Here is a 24,905-nt window from a genome sequence, read left to right as displayed (position 1 = left end):
TCCATATGTCCCTCTCTTCCGTCACTCCGCGCCTCCCCTACTTGCCTGGCTGCAGCATCATCTGCGGCACACCGCATGACGGATGAGGAACGATGGTTGCACCGGTGCCGTACATGAACCGGATCAGTTCCTCCGTTATGACTTCCGCAGGCGTTCCGTACGCCGCGATCGTTCCGCCGTGCAAGGCTGCCAGCTTGTCACAATACAGCGATGCCAGGTTCAGATCATGGAGTACGGCGACAACAAGCAAGCCTTCCTTCCGCTGCCACTCCTTCACCGTGTCCATCAAGCCGGACTGGTACCCGATGTCCAGATAGGTCGTCGGCTCGTCGAGTAGCAGCACCTTCGGCTTTTGCACCATCAGCTTTGCAAGCGCCACCCGCTGCCGCTCCCCCCCGCTCAGCTGATGCATGCTGCGACGCTTCAGCTTCTCCAGTCCCATTACATGCAATGCGTCTTCAATGATCGGTTCCGGATCGTCTGCTTCCCCGCCAAGCCAGTTCTGATGCGGGTATCTGCCCATCGCGACTACTTCATGTACCGTAAATCCGACCGGCGGTATGCCGCCTTGCTGCAGGACGGCCATCCGACGCGCGAGCTGCTTGCGCTCCATTCGTGCAATGGCCTGCCCGTCCAGATGCACCGTTCCCTCGTCCGGCTTGATCGTGCCCGCCATAATGCCAAGCAGTGTGGACTTGCCTACCCCATTCGGGCCAATAATGCCGTATATTTCTCCGGATCGAAAGTCCAGCGCAATATCCTCAAGCAAGGAAATTCCGCCAATCTGTTTTTTAATGCCTTTCGTCTGCAGCTTCACAACTCGCCGCCTCCTTCCCTCTTCTTGCGTCTGTATAGCAAATAAGCGAAGAATGGCGCTCCGATCAAGGCTGTCACGACGCCAAGCGGAAGTTCCCTCGGGCTAAGCAGCGTTCTGGCCAGCGTATCCGCCCATAACATAAAGATGCCGCCGCCAATGGCAGCCAGGGGCGTAATAAGACGGTAGTCAGGCCCGACGGCCAGCCGGATCAGGTGAGGTACGACCAGTCCGACGAAGCCGATTACGCCGGAGACGGATACCGCCGCTGCGGTAAGCAGCGTCGAAGTAATGAGTACGATCAGCTTCGTACGTTCCGTCCGCACACCCAGATGGGCGGCATGCCGCTCACCAAGCGCGAACAGGTTTAGCGCTCCGCCATAGTAGAGAAGCACCGGCAAGCCTGCGGCAAGGAATGGAATGACCATATAGAGATGATCCCAGCTGCGCATCGCAAGCGAACCCATAATCCAGAACAGAATTTGATTCACTACGCCTTCCGAGAGAGAGACCATTAAGGAGACGAAGGCTCCAAGGAACGCTTGGATGACGACACCGGACAAGATGAGCGTCTCAATACCCATCCTTCCGTCATAGCGCGACAGCCAGATCACGGCAAGCAGTGTAACAATACCAGTACCGAACGCGACTAGCGGTATCGTCCACAATCCGATTGCATATTGCATACCGAATAAAATAATAAAAGCCGCACCTACAGAGCTGCCGGAAGCTACTCCGAGCGTATAGGGATCGGCGAGCGGATTGCGCAGCACCCCTTGAAAGCCCGTGCCGGATAGCGCAAGACATGCGCCGACCAGTACCGCGAGACAAACCCGGCTAAGACGCACCTGTGTGACGATGGCGATCTCCCCGTCGCTCCAGCCTCCCTCTCCCTTCGCCCAGGGAAGCTGATGCCACAGGATGCCCCACACGTCGAGGAATGAAAGCCCCGCGGAGCCGATCGACATGCAGGCAATCATAGAAACAACAAGAAGGAGCATAGCTGCTCCCCCGTATACATATCCCTTCATCTTCTATTTCATCAACTCGGGATGAATGGCTTCCGCAAGCTCTTGCAATCCCTCTGCCAGTCTTGGACCAACTCGGACAAGCGGATCATTCGTCACCATGACCATTTTCCCGTTCTTCACGGCGTCGATCGCTTCCCAGCCAGGACGCTCTTCGATCGCTGTTAATATGGAGCTTTTCTCTTCACCGAAGTCCGGATAGATGATCACTTCCGGATTTTGCACAATAACTTCCTCGGCGTTCACCTGATACCAGCCTGCCTGTCCCCCGGCAATGTTGCTGCCACCCGCCATGGTCAGCAACTCGTCCAGGAACTCTCCCGAACCGACCGTATAGCCCGGAGAGAACTCCAGGTATACCCGTTTTTTATCGGCATCTTGAACCGCCGTTTCTATCTCTTCTCTCACTTCGCGCATATGCCCTGCCACTTCGGCAGCTTCTTCGTTCTCATTCACGATTCGGCCGATTTCCTCGATCTTCGCAATAACCTCATCGTATGTTTTGGGCTCGGAAGCATACACGTTAACATTCAACTCACGCAGCTTGGCAATCGCATCCCCATTCATAGAGGCCGATGCCAGCACCAGATCCGGGTTCAACGCCAGCACTGCTTCGATATTAGTCGTCATATCGCCGATCTTGGCGATGTCAGCTGCCTCCGGAGGATAATTGCTCCACTCGTCCACCCCGACCACTCGATCACCAGCACCGATCGCGAATACCGTCTCCGTCTCACTCGGCACGAGTGTTACGATCGCGGATGGCTCCTGCTGGAAGGTGACCTCTGTTCCGGTTCCATCGGTTACCGAATAGGGATATGTCGTCTCGCCGCTTGATGCTGCTTCTTCCGACGGTGCCGGTGACGGCGATTGCACCGCAGGTGTTGCCGTCGCTCCCTCTGCTTTCGCGCCGTTCCCTTCCGTCTCCCCGTTAGCGCCGCATGCTGCAAGCATCAGCATGAGCATGACAAGCAGCATACCTGCGATCGCATTCTTGTTCCATAACACTTTCATCATGATCATTCGCTCCCTGTTGTAGGTTTTTCTCTCTTGTCCCTATTCTCCTGCTCCAACGCCAAATAAGCGTGCCCGGACGATGTGCCGGATACGCCTACTAAGCCGCAGCAATAGCTGCAACCACTCTACCCAACACCTCCTAAATCCACGTAGGACTGCGTTACGACATATAGGCAGGTCTCCTGACTCGGATCATGCTATCGCGGCGTCTTCCCAAGCTTGCGCTCAGTGACTTCATGCCGGGCATATGAAGAGCGATGATTCAATCGTTCCTCTGATCCTCACAGTGGCGGGTCCGTGCCGGAATTGCACCGGCTTCCCTATTAAGTCTCATTCAAGCGAGAGCTTGCCGCACGTCCCTTGGGATGCGCAGCATGCCATCATTCGATTGAAATTGACACCTGTAGTCATCTATTCAATTTTCACATAGTAACTATACTCCTGATCCTCGGATTTGTCTATGATAACAATCATTATCTATTCAACTCGCGCCAGATGCTTTTTCATGAAGGCCATGCCTGCTTTCAATTGATGCGACCCTACCGTATGTCCGGAGAACGGATATATTTCCATCTCCTTCTCGGATACAATACGATCGTACATCGGAAATATCGTCTCGGGCATACATACCAAGTCCTTCAAGCATACGCTTACGAATACGGGAATTGATATACGGTCCGCCAAATTGAACATATCGAAATAACTGACCGTCTCCAACACCTGCTCCAATCGATCCGGGTAAACCTCGCAATATTGGGACAATTCCGTAGTCGATCCAGTAGAAGAAAGCATCGCATAATCGATACGGCACATATTGGGCACATGGGCGACTGCAACGGACGGAATGTCGCTAAGCGCAGCCGTAAGCAGCGCTATGCCGCCGCCTTGACTGCTTCCGACTGTCGCCACTCTCCTCTTGTCCACCTCCGGTTGTTGCGCCGCCCATTCCAACCCTTTCAAGCAGTCCACGACGATTGCTCGGTAGTAGCAGCGATACTTGTCCGTTATATTTTGCGAGACGAAGCCTTTAATAACACCGCTATCGAATGTCAGCTGACTCCCGGTTCCCCCCTTCTGGCCGCGAAGGTCAATCGCAAGAACAGCGTAACCCGCACACGCCCACATGGCCAGACTTTCCGGTTCGTAATAAGTGCCCTGATACCCCGGATAGGTTACAATACACGGCCATTTTCGTTCTTTCCCGCCAGCTGGGTGCACATACATCCCTCTTATCGGTGTTCCATCAAAGCCTTCAAAGTGCACCTCATACGCTTCCACGCCCTCCATATGACTCTCCACTTGCGTTCTGCTGCTGTTCAGCGGTTTGTCGTTGAAGGTTTGAAGCGTTTCTTCCCAGTATTGCTGAAGATCTTCTCGTGCCGTAAGATCCGGCCGCAAGTTGTTCAAATCCCTAATCCTTCGCTCAATTGCGTTCATGCTCCGCTTTTTCCCCTCTCCATTGGACACCTGTCTGTACCTTACCCTCACGGTGAATAAACCCAAGATTATCGTTTGCCTCGAAGCTGCTTTTCGGCGCCACTGGCTTATCTAGGACATTATAGCCACAATCATCCATGCTGTCCAACGACAAATAAGCCCGCTTTTAAGGCATTTCAATCATGAGCGACCCAATAGCTGGCAAAGCATCGTCACAACACAAGCATTCTACTTCTATCGTAGTAAATTCACAGCATTGCGCATACGTAATTAATAGCGCACACAGTTGAAAATCCATAAGGAGATTGGAGGTGGCCATGCCTTGCTCAGAACACGCTTCTTCGTTGCCTCAGCCATGATGTTGGCGGTCGGCGCCGCTCTCATCGTCCTGCAGCTGAAATCCGATCATTCCACAGCCTACTCGTTCATGCCCAAACAAGCTATTCCGCAAGGCGAAGTCAACTGGGAGATTGACAACTTCCCTGCCAGAGCGCTGGAACTGAATACGTTCAGGATTTCCTTGCATAATATGGCCGGAAAACCTATTACGGATATGAGCTTACAGATGCAGTTGAATATGATCGGTATGGTATGCGGTGATTACAGCTTTGTCTTAACGGAATCGTCCCCCGGCGTCTATGAAGGTGAAGGGATGCCCCTTATGGCCGGAAGGTGGCAAGCAAGCCTGACCATTGCGCATCCCGCATTTGAAACGATTGAACTGAACAATGTCTTCCATGCCGTCTACGACTAAGCCGGCTTACCACAGCCATGGCGTCAGTGACGGGATCAGCCCGTTGACGGCCAGTCCGCGAAGAATCGATTGTACGCCTACGATACAAGCGCATATCGTCCCCACCCTTCTCACCCATCTGCGCCAGCGCTTGTCTGTCAGAGCGGCTACCGCTGCGGCGAAAGCCAAAGCGGGAAAAGTAGCTGCGCCGAAGAGAAGCATGATGAGCGCTCCACCCAGCACACTTCCCGAAGCTGCAGCATTCATGCCCATTGCATATGTCAATCCGCATGGCAGGAAGCCGAAGGCGACCCCCGCAGCGAGCACCTGTGCTCGGCGGCTGCCTCTGGATGTCGATACTTGCTGAGCCCTATTAACCAGTCTGTTGTGGAGCAGCGATGACAAGCGGTGCATGAAGGGTAATTGGAATCTGCGCCATAGCCATAACAGTACGAAGCACCCCCCCAGTATAGAGGCAATCCCTTTCACTCCCGCGAATCCGCCGGCGACATTGACGAAGGAGCCGGCGGCTCCGAGCACCGCGCCGAACATACTGTAAGAGAGCAGGCGACCGCTATTATACAGAAGAGACGATTCCGTCGCAGATACCGGCGATTGAAGCGTGACACTCGCGACGATCCCTCCGCACATGCCGATGCAGTGAGGGGCGCTTAACAAGCCCGTCAGCAGGATGAGGCCTACGCTATGAAGCCCGCTCATCGACAACCCGCCGCTTCATAGCTGTCGACATGGAGCCGGCGTCCCAGCAGCAGCGCATTGGCAACGACGGATACCGAGCTAAGCGCCATCGCCGTCCCCGCCATCCAAGGCGCCAGCCAGCCAATGGCTGCGAAGGGAATAATAAGAACATTATAGGTAAAGGCGAATAGCAAGTTCTGGCGAATGTTCCCAAGTGTCCTTCTGCTTATCGCAATTGCTTCAGGAATACTCTGCAATCGCGAGAACATCAGTGTGACATGTCCTGCTCCAAGCGCCCCTTCCGTACCGCTGCCCATCGCGATGCCGACATCGGCAGCAGCCAATGCCGGCGCGTCATTCCACCCGTCTCCTACCATAGCAATCTTAGCGCCTTCTCGTCGCAATTGCTCGATTAGTCGCTGCTTATGCTCGGGCAGCATGCTGGCCCGCACCTCGACTATGCCCGCATTCGCAGCGATAGCTTCCGCAGGAGCGATATTATCGCCTGTCGCCATGACAGGCCTTACTGACAGCTTCTTAAGCGCTTCAACGACTCGCGGAGCCTCCGCTCGGATGCTGTCCGAGAAGCCGATAATACCGATGCATTCTTCCCCTCTTATGGAATACAGAACAGTAGCACCCGATGACTCCAATAGCTGAGCAGACAGCTGGGCTTCCTTCCCGAGCTTGCTGCCCTTCTCCTTCAGCAGTCTCATGTTGCCCAATGCGATACGTTCCCCTTGCAGCATCCCCTCTGCGCCATAACCTGGCCTGTATGTTAACGATTCCGCTTCCGGGATCACGATTCCCTTCTTCATCGCAGCTTCGCGAATGGCGACGGCCAGCGGATGCTCTGACTTCGCTTCAACCGCTGCAGCAATTCGCAGCACCGACATGGAGCCTTCTTCGCATGCATCCAACGCGCTGACAGACGGCCGGCCTTCGGTTAATGTGCCGGTCTTGTCGAATACGATCGTATCGATTCCCGCAAGCCGCTCAATCGCTACCGCATCCTTGACAATGATTCCGCTCTTCGCCAGTCGTCCCGAAGCGATGACTAGCGAGATCGGAGCGGCCAGACCGAGCGCGCAAGGACACGCGGCGAGCATGACAGCAATTGCGCACATCATCGCATGGCTCCATTCTCCAGGTTGAAGCAACAGCCCCCACAGCAGGAAAGTGATGGCGGAGAAGCCTAGCATCATGGGAACGAACCAGCCAGCCACTGCATCGACTTGACCCTGCAGCGTTGACTTGGAGCGCTGTCCTTCCATAACTTGCTCCCTAATTCTGTTGAGTAACGTGGCGTGTCCGGCAGATGTCGTTCTTATTTTCAATCGGCCGCTGTCCAGTGTCGTACCTGCCCATAGACAATCGCCGGGGCTTTTGTGCACCGCGCGACTCTCGCCAGTAAGCATAGATTCGTTCACCAGTGCGTCTCCTTGCAGGACTGTGCCGTCGACAGGAATCATTTCCTTATCGCCGACCCATACCGTATCGCCCGTCCTCACATATTCCGTACGAATGCGATTCTTCTCGCCTGCCCGCTCTACTGTTGCATAAGATGATTGCAAGCTGCCGAAGCCGTCCGATTGTACTTGCGAACGAAGCGATGCGGTCGTCTCCAGATATTTGCCCAGCAGAACAGCGGTAATGACTACTGCTGAAGTTTCGAAGTAATAAGGACCTCCCAGAGAGTGCAACACGGCATAATGGCTATATAGATAAGCTGCAGACGTTCCGATGACGACAAGCACGTCCATATTGGCACTTCGCTGCTTGATTGCATGGTACGCCCCGATATAGAAAGGTAGGCCGATTCCCAATTGGATAACGGTAGCAAGCGTCAATTGTACGTACGGGTCCGCTATCCAGGATGGCAGCATGGCGGCTAATCGGGATAGCCCCGCCATATGATGAACCATACCCGCAAGCAGGGGGAGAGAGAGGAGAATGGCGGGAAGCAAGCGCATAAGCATCAGCTTCCGCTCTCGCTGCAGGCTAGTATAGGGCGACTGATTCATCGTCGCAGTGAAGCCCAGCCTGGCGATGGCGTCCTTCATTGCCTGAAGGCTCACTTTGTCGGTCTCCACCTGAGCCCAAGCCGTTCGGAGTGGGAAACTGACCGCGACCTCGCTTACGCCGTCCATACGAGACAGCGACTTCTCGACCCTGGACGCGCATGCGGTGCAATGCATGCCTTGTAGCTGAAATTCCAGCTCCGCAATCTCGCCCATTATTATGTTTGAATCTACTGTCATTAGCCACGCGCCTCCTTTCTTCCTACTATATGACAAGTTGTCTGCCGCTCATGACAAGCCGTGCAAAAAACGAAAACACAAAAAAAGCACTCTCATGAAGAGTGCTTTTTGTCAAGCAACGATGCTGATTATTCGTCACTTACCCACGCCTTTAAGGCATCATCAATCTCAGAAATTAATTTTTGTTTCTCTGCAGGTGGCAAGAAGGCAGCTTGCGCCCCGTTGCGAACAAGTTGACATAATTCATCTTCTGTAAACGAGAAATGGGCGACGATCGCAGCAAACTCCTTCGTAATCGTCGTATCCGACACTGTTAGATTATCGGTATTGATTGTAATCGTGATGCCCTGTTGGAAATAGTCCCGAATAGGATAGTTTTCCCAGCTGCTCACAGCTTTTGTCTGAATATTGCTGTTCGGGCAAAATTCCAGCGGGATTCTCCTGTCCCGAACGATCCCAAAAACGTTCATATCCTCCTTAAGCCTTACACCATGACCAATTCGGCTAGCCCCAAGGACAGTAATCGCAATCTCCACATTATCCGCGCCGCCCGCCTCTCCAGCATGGATCGTTACAGGCAAGTTTAACTTCCGAGCAAGTCTGAACTCCTCCTCGTACAGTCCTGGCGGATAAGCCGCCTCTGCGCCTGCCAGGTCCACCGCTACAATTCCTTTCCCCAAAAACTCAGCAGCCGCCCTAATCACTTCTACATTCTGAACTTTATCGTGGCCCCGAAGGCAAATAGCAATGCAGCGCGCTTTCACCTTGAACGCCTGTTCTCCACGCTGCAGCCCTTCTACGACATGACGAATGGCATCTCTGACCGATAAGCCGCGTTCCCGATGAAGTTGCGGTGCGAAACGCACCTCGATATAACGGCAGCGATGCGCTGCCGATTGCTCTACAAGTTCATACGCAACCCTCTCAAGCGCGTAAGGCGTATGGAGGAATGCCCCGACGAAATGAAATTTCTCCAAATACTGCTTGAGACTGGCGCAATCTCTCTCCACCTTCATATAGCGGGTCAATCCGGCCGCATCCCATGCAGGCAATGCCATTCCTTCCCGCTTAGCAAGATCGATAACGGTCTCCGGCTTTACGCTTCCGTCCAGATGAACGTGCAAATCCACCTTTGGCATAGCCAGAAGTCTGGATTCATTCAGTTCACTCATGATAGCAGGCCTCCTGATCTCTTCCGCTCATATTCCTTACAGTTAACTTCTATCCCTCTCGGAACTAAAATGAACGGGACAGCAGCTTCTCTGCATAAGTCCCGTTCATAATGCATTATTGACCTGTAACGACGGTTCCTGGCCATGCCAGCATTCCATCGCATACATTGACAACATCGAACCCTTTCAAGCGCATATATTCGCACACTTTGCCACTGCGTCCTCCGCTACGGCAAATAATGACGACATCGCCTTCCTCCTGATGCACTTCATCTTCTCTCGCCTGAAATTCCGATAGAGGAATGCTTCGCGCTTGCGAAATATGTCCTTCTTCCCATTCGTCGGGCTCGCGGACATCGATGAGATTAATTGCAGCGCCTTGCTCCAGCTTGCTGTGCAGGTCGGCAGCTGTAATATCACGTATCATGTTGTTACGGCAACTCCTTTCCAGCTCATATTGCATTGCTGTTAGCATTGTAACGTGTCATGCGCGCAAAGTCCATAGCGATATGGACAACGGTTTTCATCATGCTCTATTCAGGATGAAAGACACTATTGTCTGTTTTTCTTTTTGGCAGCGAGCAGCCGACTGACCGTAGCGGTTTGCGCATTCTCTTGCTCGACACTCATTCTATCATCTCTATTGTCAGATTGTTCGCCTGTCAGCCTCTCTGATGAAAGCGGTGCGTCCTTCGCCTCTTCTCGCAGCCGCACATGACCTTCATCGCCTGCATGGCTACTGGATGAAAATGAGCTCCGCTTGGCTTTCCTCTCCTTCATTCTTACCAGCACATGCTGCGAATCGCCAGTGGTTAGCCGTTCTGGCACTCCGCTCTTCTTGCGGAACATTGCTCGGCGCAGCAATCCGGCCCAGCCGGCCCAAGGCAGGGATAATCGGCGCAGTGCGATATCCAGCAGCCATAACAGCAATATGGCAATCAGCATCTCTCTTGTCCAGTCATACGGCTTCCTTATCGCGGGAGGCTGGAACCGGAACACTTCTTCCTCCGACTGTAAGACTCTGCCGCCCGTCAATGAAGCGACAGCGTGCAGAAGTTGTTCTCCCTCGTCTCCCCCAATCCGGTATTCCGGGGAATACGGAATAATGAATCCAGCAGTCGTTCCGCCAGTGAACGCTTCGTCATTCAGGCTGCCGATGCCGGCCAAGTATGCACCCGGCTCAGCGGACGGCAGCTCGCCCCGGAATTGACCGAGTCCCGCCGGAGACAATCCGATTGTACGCTCATTCCCGGAATGCTCCCGGATACGGACGGCTAACGTACCGTTCACGGAAGGGGAATGATCGGTGGTGCTGGTGACTGTCAATTCCGCCGCTTCGCCTCTTAGTCTCGTCTCGATCTGGTACTGCTCATGCTGGAATTGCGGGAACGTCCACTTCACCCATTCCGTTAGCACATTGGGATAAGATGGCCACAATACCCAATCCCGCGACCACTTGCCGGCCGAATCACTCGTCCAGGCTACCGTCTTGCCTGCGCCATACGACCACCTTGCCAGCAGAGGGTCTTCCTCTGAGGACCAGAGGGCAACCTCGGCAAGCTCCTTCGGCGTTGTGGCAATATAGGCTTGCAGCTGTGGAACGCCATCTTGCCACAGCCTTTCCCAGTCGCCGGCCGAACCGACAATCGGCGCAATCGCTCCTTCCACGACATAGGTACGGGAGATGAGTACGGTCTCTCGGCTGAATATGGCAGGGATTGTACTCTGATCCTCCGTATAGTAATACCGGCCGGCTCCGGCAGACGCCAGCTCCTCCAGCAGACGCTTGTCAGCACCCTGACCGACAGCGACAGTGGACAATGTTATCCCATTCTCCTTCATGCCGTTCGTGATCGTGGAATAGGGCGTCGACGTCGCAGACTGTCCATCGGTTAGCAGAATCATATGTCTGCGCTGCGCGTCGACCTTAAGCAGCCCCTCGAATCCGCTCTGAAGCGCCTTGTATATATCAGTTCCGCCATCTGCACCAATTGCTTGTATCGCCGATAGGACGGATTCCTTGTCTTGCAGACGAGTCGGCTCCACCACCCACCATGGAGAGGAATCGAAGGCGATAACTCCGACCGTATCCTCCTCGCGCATCAGCTCCACCGTCCGCATCGCCGCTTCCTTCGCCAGCTCCAGGCTATGGCCGGACATGCTGCCGGAGCGGTCGATAATGAGCGTCAGACCAAGAGTCGGCATCTGCTTCCTCCCCTGCAGATCCATATATACGGGCAATGCGCGCTCAATCGGCGTGTCGAAGTAGCCGCCCAATCCGAAGCTGCTGTCTCCGCCCAGCATAACTAGTCCAATTCCGAAGTCGGCAACAGCGCTGTCCAGCCATCTCATCGGCTTCTCCGAAATACGCGTGGCGGGTACGTTATTCAGCACAACGCTGTCATATGCGGCATAATCGGTCAGCTCTAGAGGAAGCTGCTCTGGCGAGACAGTCTCCGTTCGGATGAAAGAAGCGGCAATCGCTGCTTCCATATTGCCCGACGAGCCGGGCTCTCCCTCTACAATAAGGACGGTCCCGGGTCCTGTAATGCGGCTGAACGCATGTGCCGTATTGTTGGCGGCTTGCCCGTCTGCTTCCGCATACAGTTCAGCTCTGTAGGTATGAAATCCCGCTTCCGAAGCGACGCCTCGCAGGGAGAACAGGTTATCCCCTCTCTCCAGCTGTACCCCGGATATTCCGACCTCCTTGTTTCCCTCGTACAACCTCAACTCCGCCATGCCGCTGAAGGTGCTGCGAACAGAGATCTGGAATGAGAACGACTCGCCTTCCTTCATGACGGCGGGTAGCTTCAACGCTTCAATCGCCGCATCGCTCCCTCCCCCGGACGGCCAATGATAGACATCCACAGGAATCCCGGCATCTCTCAACAATCTGGCTTCCCGCCGCGCATCGCCGCTATTCTCTTTCCCATCGGTCACCAGCACGATTCGACCTCCATCATAACCCTGCAGAAGAGCGGCGGCATGGCGCATACCTGCTGCCATATTCGTAAAGGAAGAGTTGGGCTTGGCGATGAATGCGTACCGCCCTTGATCCGCCTCGGCTTGCGCAGACGGGATGGAATCGATAACCGCATTGGCACCGAATGCGACAACCGCTACGCCGTCATCGTCCTGCTTGCTGCTCCATGCCCCCGCAATCCATTGTTCCAGCCCAGCCTCGTCCTCCATGCTTGCTGAACGGTCCGCGACGATGACGACTTGGCGGTGTTGCAGCAGCTTGTAAGGATGGATGCCTGCAGCCAACGCTACAAGCAGGCCAAGTATGATCGCTCTCGTCGCGATGACCGCGAACTTGCGGCTGCCACGCAATCGAAGCGTTCCCTTCAGCATCCACCATAGCAGCAATAGAGACGGCAGTAGCAGCAACATTGCCAGCGGTGATGACAGTTCAATACCCACGACGATACACCTCCCATTCCGCCGCAAGAAGCAGTAGAAGGAGCAGGGCGATCCATGCGTATATTGGTGAATTCGCAAGCATTCCGTCTTGTTGCGTCCATATAGAATCACCTTTTCTGGAGGAATAAGCCTGATCCGTTCCCGAACTGCCAGATGTCTCTTCAAGCAATATCCAGTCGGCTGGATTCGTCCGATTCATGAACTCTTTCTCATCCGCCTTCACATGCAAATATCGCTGTGCCAGCACCCGTCCTTGCTCTCCAAGCTCGATCAGCCGGTACAATCCGGGAAGCTGCGGAGCGACATGGGTCGTCCGGTCCAGCCGCATATAGGCTGCTTCTCCGCGTACGGCTTCCAGCTCCTGCTTCGTATACTCATCCGCGGAAGCCACTAGCTCCCACTTCGCCTGAAGCGTTCCTGCTGTCGTGGCGAACTCCATCGTATCGCCTGCGACGACCGTTCCCAGATGCGGATGAAGTCCGCCGTTCATCCAGCTTGCGGCTTGCAGGACGAACACAGGGAATTCTGGTCTGAGAGGCCAGTCCGTATCCTGAAGACGGAATGACTGCCACAGGCGCGGCAGTCCGCCCACAGTACCGGCATACAAGGCCGGAGTTCCTCCATATGTGATAATCGCTTCACCCCATGCCATCTCTTCTCGCTCGTAGCTGCCCAGCGCTCCAATATGCATATCTGCCAGTTGGAGATGCTTGGTTACGGGATGCTCTCCGATAACGATATGGCTGGAAGACGGTCTAAGCAGACCATCTGAAGCCTCGGGATGGTCGATCACCCATAAAGGCAACGTAGCAAGGAGCGCCGACCATTCCGCTTCCTCAAGCAGAGCATCGGCATTCGTATCCAGCACCGCCCAATCTACTGATGCCGCCGTCTCTCCTGCCGGGGCAGCGCCATCGGGAGTAGCCTTCATGACGGTCAATCCTGACAGCTGCAGCGCTTTCTCCAGGAACAGATTTCCCTCTGTCACGAGCAGCACTTTGCCGGCAGCGGTATCGCCGGGAAATTGATAGAGGACATTATCGATCGTCACTGCATCGCTCTGCAGCTGAGCCCGGTAATAATCGGCGGGAGGTAGATGCCGAATCTCGGCGCTCTGCCAAGAGTCGGGGGCCGCATGCAACGTCAGCTCTCCCACCATCTCGGGCGCCCGGTCGGCGTAATGGGCATACAGCGCGACGACGCTGTTCACGGCCTCGTCGCCGTTGTTCCGGATTGCCGCCATGCCGTAGTAACCCGGCTCTTCGCCGGACTTGCCCGCAATATCGAATGAGACCAGCGCAACATGATTGCCCGTCGAGCTCTCATTGGTTTCCATAAAACGCAAAGGCGCTCGAAGCTGAATAGATGACAACTCTTCGATACTCCCCCATTGCCCGTCCGAGAACAAGACGGTCAGACCGCCTGGCTGATCCTCATGCAAGGAATCGGCCAAAGACAGCGCCGCCATATAATCGGTTGTTCCATAGTATGGGGTGATAGCCGACAGCAGTTCATTTGCTCTGTCACGATCTCGCAACCCCGCAGCGATGAGCGTCGGCTGCTTGCCGGTAACGACGATTGATACGAGCAGCTTCTCCGGCTGACTGTCCAGCCAGTTCTTCGCTTCGACTATGGCCTTATTCAGTATCGTCGAATGGCCATTCGTTCCGTCGTACGGCGCTGCGGAAGCCTCCTTCGTCATGCTGCCGGAGCGATCGATAAGCAGCACGGCATGATGGGTCGACCGGGACGGCCGCTCCCAATATGGCTCCATAAGCGCCATTACGACGAGTGAGGCTATAATCAATTGCAGAAGCAGCAGCCAGCGGCTCTGCAGCTTCTGCCACGGAGCGTTCGCCTCCTGCTCCTTCAATACCCGCTTCCATAGCAAGTGGCTTGCAATCTCGGTCCTTTCATATTTTCGCTTGAGCAAGTACATGAGAATGATTGCCGGCAAAGCCGCAGCAAACCATGCAGACGCCGCAGATAAAAACTGCATCGCACTCCTCCTTCCGCAACTCATCTTCGCCTATTGCCGGCTTAACGCTCCCGGTATGCGAATCCATTCCGCAATCGCGTTCTCCACAGGCTTTCCTGTATCCGCGAACAAGTACACGGCTCCAAGCTCCGAGCAAAGCGCGGCAAGCTCTTGCTTGTAGCTCGCCAGCGCTGCATCATAATCGTGAAGCAGCCGTCTGGAGACAGCCGCTTCCTTGCCGCTCCGCAGCTCGCTGTCGATCAGCAGCAATTCGCCGTCTAATCGGGGATGCTGCTCCTTTGGACTGAGCAGATGGACCAGCACCGTATGCTGCCGCTTCCCGGCGAGCATCAGCAGCGTTTCCTTTATCCCGCTTTCGAACCAAGCGTCCGTGAACAGCCATGTCGCTCCGGGACGCATATAGCCGCACTGGGCTTGGAACATGCTGAACATATCCAGTTCGACCTGCGTATGGGGTTCGTTCCCTGCCGCTTGCCGCCCCTTGTAATGGGCAGGCTCGGCAGGCTCGCCTTGCCGCCTTGTCCGCTTCCCGCCGACCATTCCTTCCGATCGGTCACGCTCCCAGTCGGAACGCCAGAAGTCAGACAAGAACGACATCAGCTTCACAGCGCTCGCCCGGCCGTGAAGGAACGGCAAGCTTGCACCGCTTTGGCCTGGCTGCAGCATGTTAACGGCTACCCGGTCGTCAGAACCGAGTGCCGTATATCCGACGCTTGCCGCGAGACGAAGAGCGTAATGCCACTTGTTGCTGTCGCCGTCTCCGAAGTGGGTCATCGAACGGGAGGCGTCCAGCACAAGCTGAAGCGATAGCTCCTGTTCATCCCAATACTGCCTGATATATGCCTTTCCTGTGCGCCCATATACATTCCAGTCCAGACATCGTATGTCGTCTCCCGGTACATATGCGCGATAATCGGCGAATTCCATCGAGCTGCCAAGCGTAGCCGAGCGTCGCCTGCCCGCCAGCATGCCTCTCGTCCGAACTGAAGCTGCCACACGCAGCCGACGAAGCTGAAGCAGCAGCTCCTGCCGGGGGAATAGCAGCTGCAATGCCTCGTCAGGCGTATACCTTGCCGCATTGGCACGAAGATCGCTCATCTGGAAGCCTCTAAGGAAGCAACGATTGCATCCGTTATCTCGTCGGCTGAATGTCCCGTCGCTTCCGCCTCGTAGGTCAGTATGACACGATGTCTTAGGACGGGCTTCGCCACTTCTTTTATATCCTGCCACGACACCTGCAGCCTGCCCGCCTGCAGCGCCCTGACCTTCCCTAGCGCTACTAACGCCTGAACGGCTCTCGGCCCTGCCCCATATTGGACATAGCGCTTTACCGTCTCCGGCGTGTCAGACTGTGCCGGATGCGTCATCATGACCAGCCTCGCTGCCAGATCCAACACTTCTTCCCCGATCAGAATTCCTCTTGCTATCGCTTGAATGGCGGCCACATCATGGCCGTCCATTACCTCTTCCGCTCTCGGAATGGCCGTTGCCGTCGTGCGCCGAACAATTTCCTTCAGCTCTTCGCGCGTGGGGTATTGGATGCCGATCTTGATCAGGAACCGATCGAGCTGGGCTTCCGGAAGCGGATAGGTGCCTTCCTGTTCAATCGGATTCTGGGTGGCCAGGACGAAGAATGGCTTCTGCAGCTGATGAGTCGAGCCTCCTGCCGTCACCGAGCCTTCTCCCATCGCCTCCAGCAGCGCGCTCTGCGTCTTGGGCGTTGCCCGGTTAATCTCATCGGCCAATACTATATTGGCGAACACCGGACCTTGTTGGAACATTCTCTCTTGCCGTCCCCCGCTGCCGAAATCAATGACCGTCGTCCCCGTAATATCCGATGGCATTAAGTCGGGTGTAAATTGAATACGTGAAAATTGCAAGCTGACTGCATCGGCTACTGTTCGGACGAGCATCGTCTTGCCCAACCCCGGAACGCCTTCCAGCAGCGCATGTCCTCCGGCGAACAGACACCAAAGCAACTGTTCGATCACTTCCACCTGCCCCACAATGACCCGGCTGATCTCCTCTTTCAACCGCGTCATTCGCACCGACGCTTCATGTACCTGCTCTCGCGATTCCAGCATGACAACTCCCCCCCCGATCATATTCGTCATCCATTTGACGTTCAGATAGTACAAGCTGTTTCCATTATCGTGACGATTTTGTACGAAATTTCATACAAATTGCCCCTCTAATCCAACTTTCGTGACGATTTTGTACGAAATTTCATACAAGACACACAAACGTTCCTGAATTACAGTCATATATCCAGCTCTTCACTCCGGCTGAATCGCCTCAAAGTATCGCTTTACCTTCTCCTGCATACTGGATGGCAAGCTGCCGCGGCTAAGCGACTCTCTTGCCTGACGAGAGTACTCGCCAAACACTTCTTCATACGGCCTCGTTACGCCCTCCTTCCCTATGGATGGTCCACCCTTACTGATATCGCCGCCCGTAGAAGGTCCGCCATCCCAATGACCTTCGCCTACCCCTTCCATTGTACGGGGCGTCGTTACCGTCGTTCTGCTTCCGCTGGATGTGCCCGCACCACCGCCGGTTGATGCACCTCCAGAACCTGTTCCATTACCAGATCCAGCGCCGGTACCAGATTCTGCACCAGTACCAGTTCCTGCATCAGTGCCAGATCCAGCGCCGGTACCAGTTCCTTCTCCATTGTCAGTTCCGTTCACGCCTTCAGCGCCTACTTCATCCCCGTTCCCGGAGCCGGATCCCGGCTGCATGTCGCTGCCGCCGTTGCCGGGCGCGCCGCCATCGCCGCCGCCAGGCCGTCCCGGCGGCGGCGATTCACCCGCAGCGGGCACCTGCCCGCTGCTGCGGCTAAGCTGGCCCGACACATCACGGGCCAGCCTCTCCAGCTCGCCCTGGCTTATGCCATGGGCGAGCGCTTGCTCCAGCGCGGCGAGGCCGTCATCCGCGCCGCTCCCCGGGGCGGCTTCGCCCGTCGCCGCCCCGCCGCTTCCGGCGGCGCGCGCCTGCTGCGCCGCCGCCATCAGCGCCGACGACAGTGCATCGTCGGCGCCTTCCTGGAGCGGCTGCTCGGCAGCGAGCCGCTCCAATGCTCGCGCCAGCGCTTCGCGCTCCGCTGGCGCGAGAGCCTGCAGCTCCGATCGAAGCGCTTCGATCGCCCGCTGCATGCCTTTCATGTCTCGGTCTTGCAGAGCCTGACCGAGATCAGAGAGCTGCGCCTCATCGCTTATCGCCTCCGCTGTCGCTTCCAGCCGCTTCACTGCGGTTTCCGCTTCGCTACGGAGCTGTTCCAGACGCTCTATCGCGTTCCGAAGCTCTTCTTCCAGCTCGCCGTCTGCGCTCATATCCTGCAACTGACTTCTCAGCTCTTCCAGCGGCTGCAGCAGCTCCGCCTCCATCTCGTCCGACAGCGTCTCTTCATCTACTTCAGCGATCAGCTCATCAAGCTCTTCCTCCAGTTGTGCAGCTCTTTCCCGAAGGGCAAGCATCGCCGACGCCCGCTCATCCATCGGATTCGGCAGGAGGAACAGCACCAATAGGAGCGTATACAGCACTGAGACGCTGTATACGCCCAGTCGCCACGTGCTCCATGGCGGCCATGGCACCCGCTGCGGCAGATTGGCGACGAATCGCTCTACCGCCCGAATAGCATCCTGCCGTTGCCATAGCAGCAGCCGCGCTTCTCCTTCGCTACAGGCCCCCTCCTTTCCCATATTGTCCATTGCCGTCAATACGGCGTCTTCCGCCTCCCCTTTGTCGATCACCTTCGCCGCCTCCCGCAGAGACACTCCCCTTCGCACGGCTGCGATGAAGGCCGCCAGCAGTCCCGTTACCAGCAGCGCGCAAGCGATAAGCTTCGCATAAGGAAGAGGCCATAGCCGGCTCGCCGCCAGCACGACCGACGCCGCTCCGCTGCCGAGAATTAACCCGGTAAGACACCATTGCAGCCAGCGGAAGAACAACAGTCTACTGCGCACGGGACGAATCAGCTTCTGCAAGGCCAATCGATCCTCTTCCATCGACATACCACCTTCGTCTTCAATAATTGGAGATTACCTTCTTCTCTTCAGGCTAGGTCGCAGCTTGCGAATGGCAATCCATAATGCCAGCGCGATGAGAACAGTGTAGACGATCAGGAACAGTTGCCACAGCTGAAGCGGTGCAGACTGTACGCTGCTAGGACCGCTCCAGCTGATGGAACGATAGACACTGTCTGAGAAGGTTGGTTCGAACAGACTGTACAGGGCGGCGGCGGGATTCAAGGCCATCACATGACCCATCCAGTAGCTGACGGCTCCATACTGTACAGACGATTGCTGCAGGAACGCCTGAAGAAGAAAATAAATGACTACCGTTCCCGCGAACAAGAACAACGTTACCCCGTAGGTCACAATGACCGACAGCATCGTCCGCTTGAACAGCGTGGAGAACATGATGCCGAGCGAGCCGAGCACCAGCATGAGAAAGAGGTAATACAGAAACACAAATATAAGCTGCTTCGGAGACACCCCGCCGTACAGGAACACTATACTGTACATCGGAATTGTACTTAGAACGACCAGCACCATGAAGCTTAATGAAGCCGCCAGCTTGCTCATAATAATCGTCGCCGAGCTCTGCGGCGTCGTAAGCAGCAGATTGAGTGTCTGCTTCTCCCGCTCGCCGCTGATGATGCCCGCCGTCAGCCCTGGTGCCATGAACGCGATTAGCCCCATCTGGGCCATGCTCAGGAAGATGAACAACATTCTTCCGCTATCCGGATTGAACGAGTTGGACCTGCCAGATATGACCTGTGTCAAATACACGGCGGTAAACGTAAGAAGACCGATAGCGAACAAATAGAAAAACAGCGTCCACATCGCCCGCTTCGAGCGCATACGAAGCCGGAATTCCTTGTTCAGTACGGGGTTGATCAGCAAGTGGCGCCAGTTCGCACCGCTTCTCTTCCATCCATGCTGGTAATCATGCATGCTCCTCATCCCCTCCTCTCGTAATCTCCAAAAATACGTCTTCCAGGTTCGTCTGCGCCTCACTGAACGACACAACTCGAAACCCTTCGGCCATCAGTTGATTCAGCAGCCTAGCCTGTTCTTCGTCACCGCCGCCGAAATAAATGCGGATACCATGTTCGTCGCGCAATACCCGATTCACATGCTGACATGCCAACAGCAGCTTTTCCGCTTCCTCCAGCCGTTCCAGTAGACGGATATGAAGAAAACGCTTTGTGCGCAGCCGGTTTTGGATGTCTCCCACATGACCGACTGCGACCAGCTGTCCGTGCTCAATTACGCCGATCTCATCTACCATTTCCGCGAGCTCGGGCAAAATATGCGAGGAGATGAGAATCGTTTTGCCCATTGCCTTCAATTCCTTCAATATCTCCCTCATCTCAATTCGTGCCCTGGGATCAAGTCCGGATGCCGGCTCGTCGAGGATGAGCAGCGCAGGATCATGCACGAGACAGCGAGCCAGGCACAGTCTCTGCTTCATGCCTCGAGACAGAGAGTCCACGTAGGCTTCACGCTTGTCGCTCAAATTGACAAGCTCCAGCAGCTGCGGAATCAGCTGTTCGCGGTCCGCCTTCGGAATGCCGTAGCTGGCCCCGTAGAAATGCAAATATTCCACGGTTTTGAACTGGTCGTATACGCCGAAAAAATCCGGCATATAACCGATTTTTTTGCGCACCTCGTGCGGATGCTTCGTCACATCCAGTCCATCGACCCGTGCAAACCCCTCGTCAGGTGCAAGCAGCGTAGCCAAGATCGACATCGTTGTCGATTTGCCCGCCCCGTTGGGACCGACGAAGCCGAATACGGTGCCTCTATCGATCTTCAGATCGATTCCTTTCAATGCCTGAAAAGCACCGAAGCTCTTCTTCAAACCGGCTATATCGATCATCGGACACTCTGCAGCACGCTCAGATCCTTCATTCATCGTCATTCGCCCCCTTAATTGTAATCTGAGGAAGCGTCGTCTCCTGATGAACCGTCGACTCCAACTTTACTCGGATAGTATGGCCCTCAATAATATAGTCATCTGGCTCAGGCAGCTCCCCTTCCTGAAGCTCCACCCACTCCGAGCCTGCTTCATGCCAGATCGTATAGTGAACGCCGGGCTGCTTGAAAGTCATTGGATACTTGATATGAACGTTATCTAATTCCGCCGTATGATCAGGCACCAAGTATTCCATGATCAACTCACCCTCTCCTACAAGGAGTGCGCCGTACCGCATTTGTTCCATGCTTTCCAGTGAGCTGGATACAATAACCGGCTCCAATGTCTCTTCGCGGTTCAGGCCGATGGCGGACGTCTCCATATCGTCTAGCTCGTACAGCCATAAGCGCAAATTGTCAGACTTGACCGATTTGCCATTCATCGTGAACGGGCTTGCTCCAACTTCGCTGAACGCGACAATCGTCGGTTTGTTCTGCATCAGTCCGCCGGTATAATCGTTCATGAAATAATTGACCATATCCCGCTGTCTATAACTTTCGTCAATTAGGTCACCATTGGGATAAGGGAACATGGTATCACCGTAGTGAAAGTAATGATTATTGCCCGCCGAAGCAGTCAATCCGGATAGAGTGACTTCCCCGCTATTACCACGCGGCAAATTACCGATCGGCAGAACGGAACCGTTCATCAGCAGCGCCACATCATGCAAGTCGTCGGTTGTACGATTCGTTACCTTCAGCTTCATATCTCTGTTGCCTGAGACGAAATCCGCCTGCAAGCTTCCTGATTGCTCCGGAGACATAAGCTTACGCTCCATCCATACCTTCCTCGTTGACCAGTAAGGTACGTTATGCCATCTGGCACTGATTGCATGCCTTCCCTGCAGTACTTGATGATTGACGCTCTCGGACAGACCGCCGCGGAAGGAGTTATCGTTGCCGTATAAGCGAAGCATCCGCTCATCTGCGAATTGCATCGTAACGGTTCCTCCCGTTGGCGAGAATACGCCGGCACCGCCATAGCTGACGGCATGACCGTCGCTCGACAGCTGGATGACCTCAATGGAATGAGCGGACGGCACGCGTTTGTCTCCCGCACCGGCAAACAATACAGCTGCTCCCATGACAACAGCCAGAGAAGGAACAATCCACCAAGCCCACTCCCGCCTGTCAAGTCTTGAAAGTAGCGCATATAACAGCGGAGCGGCGATGAGAATATAGGTGCAGAACAGCACCAACAGCAGAGAGAAGCTAGGAGGCTTAATCGTAGGGAACGTGTCTATCCACTGGTTCATGGAATAGAGCATATTGTCTCCTCCTTTCGGAGAAGCGTTCAACTGCAAGGCCGATGTCGAGCCTTGCAGCAGCTTCGCCCATAGCATCGCGCTGCCCGGCCAGGAAGCCATCGGCTCAAGGGAGGAATCGAATGCGGCATAGATGACGCTACCGAAGCCGTACTCCTGAAGAACAGCGATCGGAATATCACCTTCTGTCAGTTTAATGGAGCCGCGCGTCTGTTCGCCGATGGACACGGTTATAGGACCAGATAGCTTCGATTCCGTCCCCCCTGCAGCAGCAATAGCCTTCGGGTTCTTGACGACAGTGGTACCGCTTCCCGTAACAGGAGCCATCTCCTGGAATGCCTCTGCCGTCTTCGCATATCCCGAACCGCCTGACAACACTAATGTCCCTCCCTTCGCCACCCATTCCTTGACAGCGGCTATACGCGATGAGTCCCAATTGCCGGTAGCGACGTCGTTAAGTACAATCGTATCGAACATGTCCAGCATCGTCGCTTCGTCAGGCAGCTCCTCCGTCTGCATAGGGATGACGGCGATGGAATAACCGCGCTGATTGAGCGTAGGCATGAAGTTGAATGTATCAGGATCGCGCGATATAACGCCAATCACATCATTGCCGGTTACGGAACGACCAGTCGCATAAGTATCCCCGTTGATCGGAATTGACTTACCTTCCTTGTAGGATTGCTCGAAGAAGCGAATGGTATTATTCTCTTTGTCCAGATTCATGCCAGGAACGCCGATGACGACTTCGACCTCCGATTCCATCGGCAGTTCCGTCTCCACCACATAATCCGATGCGCCGTATTCCGTCGAATACGTAGAGAATACAAGCTCGCCTTGCAAGTGCCGATCAGACCTGTTCGTCAAGCTAATACGAACGGGATACCACTGACCGGGCTCATACATCCCTTGATAGCCTGCCGCAACCTTCGATTCTATTCCGATACTGCTCTTATCCGCATACGTTGTACCTTGCAGCAGGATGAGGCAGCCCATAGCTCCCACGAGTGCGATGAGTAGAGCTCTGATTCGACTCTGGCTTTTAGTCCGCATCTTTCTTTCCCCTTCTCCTCTCATCTCTTTCTGTATACTATTAACGTCATTCAGTAAGGAATGGTTTCTACTGCCATACGAAAGCAGCCAGCACCCGCTGCGCAGTCAGGCGAACATTCGGAGTGCTGGCATATGGATATTCTTTCGGATTCACTTTCCCCTGGACGGAAGTTCCTCAAGCTTGACATTTACCAAACGTTCCGTAGATGTCTCTACCGTTATCGTTACCCGTACAGGAAACTCCCGTCCGTCTTGGCGCAGCCACAATCGGAACACTTCCTTGGCTTCGCCAGTCGCTCCCGGCTGCCTTCCTTCATACTTGTAGTCGACAATAGAGGCGCCTTGATAAGCTTTTGCCGTTTCCTCCATCGCTACTCTCCCCCACTGGGCATAGGCCGGCTGGGCTAGCAGAGCAGCTGTATCGTCGGGATGACCGCCTTGCACGGACAAGCTGATGCATAGCATGATCGCTTTCAAGATGACTTGCTTGATCATATGGAACGACCTCCTGTGTATCAGCATTGCTGATCGTCCCCTAGTTTGCCTCTCTCATCCGTCTCTTATTCCGCTTGCCTCCGTACGTCATTCTCTCCTAGCATAGGCGAATACATCATCAACGCCTCGTTCCTCGTGACATATTCGTCCCCGATCAACTCATTGTCCGAATTCCATATTCTCCGAGCGATCACATTGCAGCGCATATAACCTCCCCATGGCTGCGACTGGATGCGATGCTCCCTTTCATAGATTTCATAACGATAAGACGGTGGTTGAACAGAACGCCACTCTCCCTTAAGCGTATGTTCCGCCGCGGTTAAGCAGAGCTGATAGACATGGGGCGTATCGTTGCGAATTTGCAGATCGAGATAGTTGTAAGCGCAAGTCGCTCCGCTGCCGAACGGTTGGGTTCTGCCCGCATCGGGAAACACATCATAGCTGTGCCTGTGCCTCTCCGTAACGGTAAGCGGAGTGTGGAGCGTCATCCAATAGAACTTTCCCGCCCATAATCGCAGCCTTGAACGTCGGATCGGACGATGCCTGGACGTGTTCCGCACTGTCGTTCCCCCATTCCCGATTGCTATTTGTTCATCTCCCATAGTTTATACAACGCATGTGTGCCTTCATCCTCGAACCCCGCATCCGCTAGCTCACCATACAGCTTTCTGGCAAGCTCGAGCCCCGGGAGACGAATAGCCATATCTTCAGCAGACTGCAAGGCGATTCCCATATCCTTGATGAAATGCTTGACGAAGAAGCCCGGTTCGAACCTGCCCGCAATTATACGCGGAGCAAGATGCTGCAGCGACCAGCTTCCCGCCGCCCCCGTCTCTATGCTGTTCAGCACCGATGCCGGATCGAGACCAGCCGACTTGGCATAGACCAACGCCTCGCACACGCCAATCATATTGGATGCAATCGCAATCTGGTTCACCATCTTCGTATGCTGCCCGGCGCCGGCTTCACCTTGCCGTATAATATTGCTGCCCATTAGCCGCAGAATCGGCTCCGCACGCTGGAACACCTCGGCGTCGCCCCCTACCATGATAGACAGCGCAGCGTTTCTTGCACCTACATCTCCGCCGGATACCGGCGCATCCAGTGCATGCATGCCCCTCTCTGCTGCTGCCTTGTAGATCCGCTTGGCGAGCAGCGGGCTGGACGTTGTCATATCAATAAGAACACAGCCAGGCGATGCATGATGCAGCAAGCCGTTCTCTCCCAGGTAGATCTCTTCGACATCCCGAGGATAACCGACGATCGTCACGATGCATTGACATTGCTTCGCTAATTCGCTTGGGGAATCAGCCCAGTGCATCCCTTTCTCCAGCAGGGGCTTCGCTTTTGCTTTTGTACGCGTATAGAGATGCACTTCATAACCCGCATGATGAAGATGGGTAGCCATACTGGCCCCCATGACACCGACACCTACGAAACCGATTGTTGTTTGTTCCGGACTGAACATCATGATCCACTTCCTTTTCCAGTCGTTAATCTTTTCCCAGCTTTTCCAACAGTATAGCAG

General features: G+C 55.0%; 19 protein-coding genes, 1 pseudogene and 1 riboswitch. Of the genes and pseudogenes, 1 reads left to right on the top strand and 19 read right to left on the bottom strand.

Annotated elements, in window-relative coordinates; genetic code table 11:
- Positions 1-37: 37 nt before the first annotated feature.
- The 4 genes from ACFQ2I_RS09305 to ACFQ2I_RS09290 form a co-directional block, all read right to left on the bottom strand.
- Positions 38-817 carry an ABC transporter ATP-binding protein gene (locus ACFQ2I_RS09305; RefSeq protein ID WP_377563754.1) on the bottom strand — a complete coding sequence of 260 codons (780 nt, stop codon included), beginning with the start codon at positions 815-817 and terminating at the stop codon, positions 38-40.
- Positions 814-1,845, bottom strand: a complete 1,032-nt coding sequence (locus ACFQ2I_RS09300) for a FecCD family ABC transporter permease (protein ID WP_377563753.1) — start codon at positions 1,843-1,845, stop codon at positions 814-816. Before ACFQ2I_RS09300 ends, ACFQ2I_RS09305 begins: the two co-directional genes overlap by 4 nt.
- A gap of 3 nt (positions 1,846-1,848) precedes the next feature.
- Positions 1,849-2,859: an ABC transporter substrate-binding protein gene (locus tag ACFQ2I_RS09295; protein WP_377563752.1), complete on the bottom strand. Its 1,011-nt coding sequence runs from the start codon at positions 2,857-2,859 to the stop codon at positions 1,849-1,851.
- Between the two features lie 155 nt (positions 2,860-3,014).
- Positions 3,015-3,224, bottom strand: a riboswitch (cobalamin riboswitch).
- 112 nt (positions 3,225-3,336) lie between these two features.
- Positions 3,337-4,296 (bottom strand): acetylxylan esterase, encoded by a 960-nt coding sequence (locus ACFQ2I_RS09290; protein ID WP_377563750.1) that lies wholly within the window; start codon positions 4,294-4,296, stop codon positions 3,337-3,339.
- Between the two features lie 322 nt (positions 4,297-4,618).
- Between ACFQ2I_RS09290 and ACFQ2I_RS09285 the strand changes: the two genes are divergently transcribed.
- Positions 4,619-5,050 carry a FixH family protein gene (locus ACFQ2I_RS09285; protein ID WP_377563748.1) on the top strand — a complete coding sequence of 144 codons (432 nt, stop codon included), beginning with the start codon at positions 4,619-4,621 and terminating at the stop codon, positions 5,048-5,050.
- Between the two features lie 6 nt (positions 5,051-5,056).
- Here ACFQ2I_RS09285 and ACFQ2I_RS09280 read toward each other — a convergent pair whose 3' ends face one another.
- The 15 genes and pseudogenes from ACFQ2I_RS09280 to ACFQ2I_RS09210 all read right to left on the bottom strand — a co-directional run bounded on the left by ACFQ2I_RS09280 (position 5,057) and on the right by ACFQ2I_RS09210 (position 24,875).
- Entirely contained in the window at positions 5,057-5,749 is a 693-nt protein-coding gene (locus ACFQ2I_RS09280; protein ID WP_377563747.1) for a sulfite exporter TauE/SafE family protein, read from the bottom strand.
- The gene (locus tag ACFQ2I_RS09275) at positions 5,746-7,989 is read right to left on the bottom strand and encodes a heavy metal translocating P-type ATPase (RefSeq protein WP_377563745.1); all 2,244 of its coding nucleotides are present in this window, start codon (positions 7,987-7,989) and stop codon (positions 5,746-5,748) included. Before ACFQ2I_RS09275 ends, ACFQ2I_RS09280 begins: the two co-directional genes overlap by 4 nt.
- 128 nt (positions 7,990-8,117) lie before the next feature.
- On the bottom strand, positions 8,118-9,161 hold the full coding sequence (gene add / locus ACFQ2I_RS09270) for an adenosine deaminase (RefSeq protein ID WP_377563744.1): 1,044 nt from the start codon (positions 9,159-9,161) through the stop codon (positions 8,118-8,120).
- 115 nt (positions 9,162-9,276) lie between these two features.
- A complete protein-coding gene (locus ACFQ2I_RS09265) occupies positions 9,277-9,588 on the bottom strand; it encodes a rhodanese-like domain-containing protein (protein ID WP_377563741.1) in 312 nt (103 codons plus the stop codon).
- A 125-nt stretch (positions 9,589-9,713) separates the two neighbouring features.
- The gene (locus ACFQ2I_RS09260; protein WP_377563739.1) at positions 9,714-12,584 is read right to left on the bottom strand and encodes a VWA domain-containing protein; all 2,871 of its coding nucleotides are present in this window, start codon (positions 12,582-12,584) and stop codon (positions 9,714-9,716) included.
- Positions 12,574-14,583, bottom strand: coding sequence for a vWA domain-containing protein (locus ACFQ2I_RS09255; protein ID WP_377563738.1), 2,010 nt, complete (start codon positions 14,581-14,583; stop codon positions 12,574-12,576). The genes ACFQ2I_RS09260 and ACFQ2I_RS09255 overlap by 11 nt, the downstream gene beginning before the upstream one ends.
- A 30-nt stretch (positions 14,584-14,613) precedes the next feature.
- Positions 14,614-15,681, bottom strand: coding sequence for a DUF58 domain-containing protein (locus tag ACFQ2I_RS09250; RefSeq protein WP_377563737.1), 1,068 nt, complete (start codon positions 15,679-15,681; stop codon positions 14,614-14,616).
- Positions 15,678-16,667, bottom strand: a complete 990-nt coding sequence (locus tag ACFQ2I_RS09245; protein ID WP_377563736.1) for an AAA family ATPase — start codon at positions 16,665-16,667, stop codon at positions 15,678-15,680. Before ACFQ2I_RS09245 ends, ACFQ2I_RS09250 begins: the two co-directional genes overlap by 4 nt.
- A 192-nt stretch (positions 16,668-16,859) precedes the next feature.
- Positions 16,860-18,590 (bottom strand): hypothetical protein, encoded by a 1,731-nt coding sequence (locus ACFQ2I_RS09240; RefSeq protein WP_377563734.1) that lies wholly within the window; start codon positions 18,588-18,590, stop codon positions 16,860-16,862.
- Between the two features lie 33 nt (positions 18,591-18,623).
- Positions 18,624-19,541: an ABC transporter permease gene (locus ACFQ2I_RS09235; protein WP_377563733.1), complete on the bottom strand. Its 918-nt coding sequence runs from the start codon at positions 19,539-19,541 to the stop codon at positions 18,624-18,626.
- Entirely contained in the window at positions 19,534-20,469 is a 936-nt protein-coding gene (locus tag ACFQ2I_RS09230) for an ABC transporter ATP-binding protein (protein ID WP_377563892.1), read from the bottom strand. The genes ACFQ2I_RS09235 and ACFQ2I_RS09230 overlap by 8 nt, the downstream gene beginning before the upstream one ends.
- Before the next feature lie 28 nt (positions 20,470-20,497).
- A complete protein-coding gene (locus ACFQ2I_RS09225) occupies positions 20,498-22,882 on the bottom strand; it encodes a DUF7408 domain-containing protein (protein WP_377563731.1) in 2,385 nt (794 codons plus the stop codon).
- A 150-nt stretch (positions 22,883-23,032) separates the two neighbouring features.
- Complete coding sequence (locus ACFQ2I_RS09220; RefSeq protein ID WP_377563730.1) at positions 23,033-23,377, bottom strand: DUF3889 domain-containing protein; 345 nt, start codon at positions 23,375-23,377, stop codon at positions 23,033-23,035.
- Between the two features lie 65 nt (positions 23,378-23,442).
- Positions 23,443-23,871: pseudogene (locus ACFQ2I_RS09215) on the bottom strand (VanW family protein); the annotation flags it as partial.
- An 89-nt stretch (positions 23,872-23,960) separates the two neighbouring features.
- Positions 23,961-24,875: an NAD(P)-dependent oxidoreductase gene (locus ACFQ2I_RS09210; RefSeq protein WP_377563890.1), complete on the bottom strand. Its 915-nt coding sequence runs from the start codon at positions 24,873-24,875 to the stop codon at positions 23,961-23,963.
- Positions 24,876-24,905: the final 30 nt, after the last annotated feature.

The sequence above is a fragment of the Paenibacillus chungangensis genome (assembly GCF_042675905.1).
Taxonomy (GTDB): domain Bacteria; phylum Bacillota; class Bacilli; order Paenibacillales; family Paenibacillaceae; genus Pristimantibacillus; species Pristimantibacillus chungangensis.
The sequence above is the reverse complement of the archived record's forward strand: the minus strand, read 5'-3'. Positions and strand labels throughout refer to the sequence as shown.

What these genes read in the sequence shown, in the direction of transcription:
- ACFQ2I_RS09300 (WP_377563753.1), bottom strand. Translation starts at nt 1,845, where the DNA reads ATGAAGGGATATGTATACGGGGGAGCAGCTATGCTCCTTCTTGTTGTT.
- ACFQ2I_RS09295 (WP_377563752.1), bottom strand. Translation starts at nt 2,859, where the DNA reads ATGATGAAAGTGTTATGGAACAAGAATGCGATCGCAGGTATGCTGCTT.
- ACFQ2I_RS09290 (WP_377563750.1), bottom strand. Translation starts at nt 4,296, where the DNA reads ATGAACGCAATTGAGCGAAGGATTAGGGATTTGAACAACTTGCGGCCG.
- ACFQ2I_RS09280 (WP_377563747.1), bottom strand. Translation starts at nt 5,749, where the DNA reads ATGAGCGGGCTTCATAGCGTAGGCCTCATCCTGCTGACGGGCTTGTTA.
- ACFQ2I_RS09275 (WP_377563745.1), bottom strand. Translation starts at nt 7,989, where the DNA reads ATGACAGTAGATTCAAACATAATAATGGGCGAGATTGCGGAGCTGGAA.
- add (WP_377563744.1), bottom strand. Translation starts at nt 9,161, where the DNA reads ATGAGTGAACTGAATGAATCCAGACTTCTGGCTATGCCAAAGGTGGAT.
- ACFQ2I_RS09265 (WP_377563741.1), bottom strand. Translation starts at nt 9,588, where the DNA reads ATGATACGTGATATTACAGCTGCCGACCTGCACAGCAAGCTGGAGCAA.
- ACFQ2I_RS09255 (WP_377563738.1), bottom strand. Translation starts at nt 14,583, where the DNA reads ATGCAGTTTTTATCTGCGGCGTCTGCATGGTTTGCTGCGGCTTTGCCG.
- ACFQ2I_RS09250 (WP_377563737.1), bottom strand. Translation starts at nt 15,681, where the DNA reads ATGAGCGATCTTCGTGCCAATGCGGCAAGGTATACGCCTGACGAGGCA.
- ACFQ2I_RS09245 (WP_377563736.1), bottom strand. Translation starts at nt 16,667, where the DNA reads ATGCTGGAATCGCGAGAGCAGGTACATGAAGCGTCGGTGCGAATGACG.
- ACFQ2I_RS09240 (WP_377563734.1), bottom strand. Translation starts at nt 18,590, where the DNA reads ATGGAAGAGGATCGATTGGCCTTGCAGAAGCTGATTCGTCCCGTGCGC.
- ACFQ2I_RS09235 (WP_377563733.1), bottom strand. Translation starts at nt 19,541, where the DNA reads ATGCATGATTACCAGCATGGATGGAAGAGAAGCGGTGCGAACTGGCGC.
- ACFQ2I_RS09230 (WP_377563892.1), bottom strand. Translation starts at nt 20,469, where the DNA reads ATGATCGATATAGCCGGTTTGAAGAAGAGCTTCGGTGCTTTTCAGGCA.
- ACFQ2I_RS09225 (WP_377563731.1), bottom strand. Translation starts at nt 22,882, where the DNA reads ATGCGGACTAAAAGCCAGAGTCGAATCAGAGCTCTACTCATCGCACTC.
- ACFQ2I_RS09220 (WP_377563730.1), bottom strand. Translation starts at nt 23,377, where the DNA reads ATGATCAAGCAAGTCATCTTGAAAGCGATCATGCTATGCATCAGCTTG.